Below are 3,914 nucleotides of genomic sequence, written 5' to 3'. Positions count from 1 at the left end.
ACCCGCAAAAATTTATTACCTTTGTTACTAGTTTTAGGGCGAAAAGATTGGAAACCGCCGAAACGCATGATTGGTCAGTATAAGCGACCTAAATTTTACCGAGTTTGGCGATATGAAATGAGACTAACTCGCAATCATAGCAGAAATTAGTCCATTATCGGTCCTATATGGTCGTTTTTTCCTGGAAAACCGCCTTTTCGCTCGGTAACTCTGTGCTTCCCCACGCGGGTAAGAGTGACTGGGAAGGGAAGGATCGGCGCAATGGCGTCCAAGGCGAACCAACAAAAGGCAACTCCGGTGCAGCAACAGGCGCAAGCGGCGGCCACGGCGGTGATGCAGCGCTTCATCAAGCTTGCCAAGGCGATGCCCGATAAGCGCGCGGCCGAGGGGCGCAAGGAGGATTTCGATGAAATCTATGGCCGCTATAGCGCCACGGAAGCCGTCGAACAATCCTCGCGCTGCTCGCAGTGCGGGGTGCCCTTCTGTCAGGTCCATTGCCCGCTGCACAATAATATTCCCGATTGGCTGAAACTGACCGCCGAAGGCCGGCTTCAGGAAGCCTATGAGATCAGCCAAGCCACCAATACCTTTCCGGAAGTCTGTGGTCGCATCTGCCCGCAAGACCGGCTGTGCGAGGGCAACTGCGTGATCGAGAAGGGTTTTGAGTCCGTCTCCATCGGCGCGGTCGAAAAATACATTACCGATTCGGCGTGGGAGCAGGGCTGGGTGACGGCCCCCGTGGTGCGCTCGGAACGGGCGCAGTCGGTTGGCATTATCGGCGGTGGCCCGGCGGGGTTGGCGGCGGCGGATGCGCTGCGCCGCAAAGGCTATCAGGTCCATATCTACGATCGCTACGACCGCATGGGCGGGTTGCTGATTTACGGCATTCCCGGCTTTAAGCTGGAAAAAGACGTAGTCGAACGGCGCACGGCGCTGCTGGCCGAAGGCGGCATTCAGATGCACAGCAATTTCGAAGTGGGCCGCGATGCCATGCTGTCGGAGTTGCGCGAAAAGCACGATGCGCTGTTGGTTGCGACCGGCGTTTACAAACCGCGCGAGTTGGAAGCGCCGGGCGATACGCTGCCGGGGATCGTGCCCGCGCTGAACTATCTCATCGCCTCGAACCGCATCGGCCTGGGTGATCCCGTGCCGGAGTTCGACTCGGGCGTGCTGAACGCCAAGGATAAGAAAGTCGTCGTCATTGGCGGTGGCGATACGGCGATGGATTGCGTGCGCACCGCCGTTCGCCAGGGCGCGGCTTCGGTCAAGCTGCTCTATCGGCGCAATCGGGTGAATATGCCCGGCAGCCAGCGCGAAGTGCAGAATGCCGAGGAAGAGGGCGTCGATTTCGTCTGGCTCACAGCGCCGGAAAGTTTTCACGGCGCGGGGCATGTGCGCTCGGTCAAAGCCAGCGAAATGCACCTGGGTTTGCCGGACGCCACGGGCCGTCAGGTGCCGACCAAGCTTGAGGGCTCGGAATTCATTCTGGAAGCCGATCTGGTCATCAAAGCGCTAGGGTTCGATCCCGAGGACGTGCCGGCGATGTTCGGTGCGCCGGAACTGGCCGTTACCCGCTGGGGCACCCTGCGCGTCGATCACAAGACGATGATGACCAATATGGAGGGCGTGTTCGCAGCGGGCGATATCGTGCGCGGCGCAAGCCTCGTGGTCTGGGCGATCCGCGACGGGCGCGACGCGGCGGAAAGCATTCACCGCTATGTGCAATCCAAAGTGAGCGGCCTCGCGGCAGCGGCGGAGTAATCGGGATGGACCTGAACATCATCCTGACCTTTGCCGGTCTCTGCGCCGTTATTTCGATCATGCCCGGCCCGAACGCTATGATGACGATGGCGCAAGGCATTACTAACGGCGCGCGCGGTGCGGTTTGGACGATTGCGGGCTCAATCCTCTGCCTTGCGGGCTTCATGCTGATCTCGGCCTTAGGCGCGGGGGCGATCCTGATGGCCTCGCCGACTTTGTTCGAAATCGTGCGGTGGGCGGGCGTCGGCTATCTCGTCTTCCTCGCCCTCCAAGCCTGGCGCGCGCCGCCGATGGTGGCGGAGGCGAGGGTTGCGGAAAAGCGCGCGAGCCTCGCGGCGCTGTTTGCTAAGGGGTTTGCAACCTCGCTCTCGAACCCGAAAGCCATTCTATTCTGGGGCGCGCTGTTCCCGCCGTTTCTCGACCCCGCCGTGCCGGTGGCCTTGCAAATCGCCGTGCTGGGCTCGATTGCCTTCTCTATCGAACTCGCGGTGATGCTGGGTTATGGCCTCGGCGCAGTGTTCCTCAGCCGGGAATTGGCGAAACGCGGCAAGACGACCATTTTCAACAAAGTCTCCGGCGGCGCGATGTTGGGCGCAGCGGCTTTCCTGGCGACGAAGTGAGGCGGGGGATGCGCGGCGCTCTTTGCATGGCGATCCTATTGGCGCTGGCCGCCTGCGCGCCCGCGCGGCAGTCGCCCCCGGTGGCGGCAGTGCCGCTGGTGAACGACCCGGCGGGGCGACCGCAGCGCATGGCCTATGCGCTGACCTTTATCGAGGCGATGAAGAGCGATGACGAAATTCGGCGGGATATTGCACGCGGGTTCAAGGACGCGGTGCGTACGGCCCTACCGCGCGAGTCGAAAATAGGTCTTCAAGAGTTCGCCGCGCTTGCCGAGCAATATCTGTTACCGGAGCAGTTGAAGCATCTGCCGGAAATCAAGGAAGGCTATGCAACGGGTTATGCCGATACGCTGACCACGGCGGAACTGAAGCAGTTGGCGCTTTGCGCCAAAAGCCCGGCGGTGAAGCGCGCGTGGTACGAGGAGCCCTTGTCGCAGCAGGATCAGGCCGAGCTTATTGCCCTTGGTTTCCCGGCGCTGCGAAAGCGCATGGCCGAAACTGCACCAACCGCGCAACGGCTCTCGCAGGCGCAGGGCGAGGCGCTGAACAATCGGCTGGTGGATGATTTCTTGGCGAAGATTGCACAGCAGCTTCAGGGGCAACCGACGTGAGGGGCGGGGGGACGGTTTCGATCGACGCACGTCGGCTATTCCTGCCGCTCATCCTTGCGGTCGTACTGGCAGCCTGCGCTACCAGTCAATCGACGGTAAAGGCCGATGCGACGCAGGAGCAGCTTGCAGAAGTGCTTATCGAGTCGCATCGGTTGGTGCTGCCCTACGCAACGTCCACGGCGATCAAGATCGTCACGTCCGAGCAAGCCTATATCGCTCAGCTAAAGCGGGAAACCTCGTCGGATGCGTTGGAGCCCTTCATTACGGTAGTCTTGGGTGTGTTTAGAGACCTGTGGCCGACTCCGTTGAAGGTGGAGGCTGCGAAAGCCTTAGCAGCGGAGTTAAGTCGGGAGGATTTAGTGACGCTGCTCGACCCCGCTGCGGTGGAAGAGGTGCGCGGGAAGCCGCGTCAATCTTTGACGCAGATGCGCTACAGCACCGACCGGCTGACGAAGGCAATGGTCGCCCTCACTGTGGCCGAGGTTTCGGCGGTTCGGCGTATGGCTGAGATCGTTGGGCCGCAGGTGAAAGAACGGATTGCGGCTAATCCCGCCATTTTGAAGCAGAGGGCATAAAGATATGCCGCGTGAATATCGAAACGGTTGCTCTGGTGATCGGGGAAACGTGATGAAACGGGCCGTTGTAGTTTTTTTGGCATTTGGGCTTCTGGGTGGTTGCGCGACGCCCCAGACCAAGACACCTCCGTCCGTGTTGGCATCAATAGCCTCGGAGTCTTCATCTGGGATCGGACAAGCAGACCGGCCGCAGCGTGTGGCTTATGCCTTAAAGTCGATTAGTTTCATTATGTCTGAGTCTCAGATGATGCAAAAATTGAACGACGGAATAAGAATTCCACCTCCCAACTATTTTGACCAGTTTCCGGTCGAGAAACGCGCGCGTGCCGCAGAACTATGGTCTCAAG

The 3,914-nt window shown here is 60.2% G+C and carries 5 protein-coding genes; all 5 read left to right on the top strand.

From position 1 onward, the window contains the following. Window positions 1–333: 333 nt before the first annotated feature. A complete protein-coding gene (locus tag VZ95_RS09740) occupies window positions 334–1,761 on the top strand; it encodes an NAD(P)-dependent oxidoreductase (protein WP_045775671.1) in 1,428 nt (475 codons plus the stop codon). Window positions 1,762–1,766: 5 nt separating this feature from the next. Beyond that, on the top strand, window positions 1,767–2,381 hold the full coding sequence (locus VZ95_RS09735) for a LysE family translocator (RefSeq protein WP_045775670.1): 615 nt from the start codon (window positions 1,767–1,769) through the stop codon (window positions 2,379–2,381). Between the two features lie 8 nt (window positions 2,382–2,389). Then, window positions 2,390–2,992 carry a hypothetical protein gene (locus tag VZ95_RS09730; protein ID WP_156995213.1) on the top strand — a complete coding sequence of 201 codons (603 nt, stop codon included), beginning with the start codon at window positions 2,390–2,392 and terminating at the stop codon, window positions 2,990–2,992. Next, window positions 2,989–3,567 carry a hypothetical protein gene (locus VZ95_RS09725; RefSeq protein WP_045775668.1) on the top strand — a complete coding sequence of 193 codons (579 nt, stop codon included), beginning with the start codon at window positions 2,989–2,991 and terminating at the stop codon, window positions 3,565–3,567. Before VZ95_RS09730 ends, VZ95_RS09725 begins: the two co-directional genes overlap by 4 nt. 52 nt (window positions 3,568–3,619) lie before the next feature. Then, window positions 3,620–3,914, top strand: a 295-nt coding sequence (locus tag VZ95_RS26965; RefSeq protein ID WP_232302585.1) for a putative periplasmic lipoprotein, incomplete at its 3' end; no start/stop codon positions are given.

Source organism: Elstera litoralis (genome assembly GCF_000963705.1).
Lineage (GTDB): Bacteria > Pseudomonadota > Alphaproteobacteria > Elsterales > Elsteraceae > Elstera > Elstera litoralis.
The sequence above is the reverse complement of the archived record's forward strand: the minus strand, read 5'-3'. Positions and strand labels throughout refer to the sequence as shown.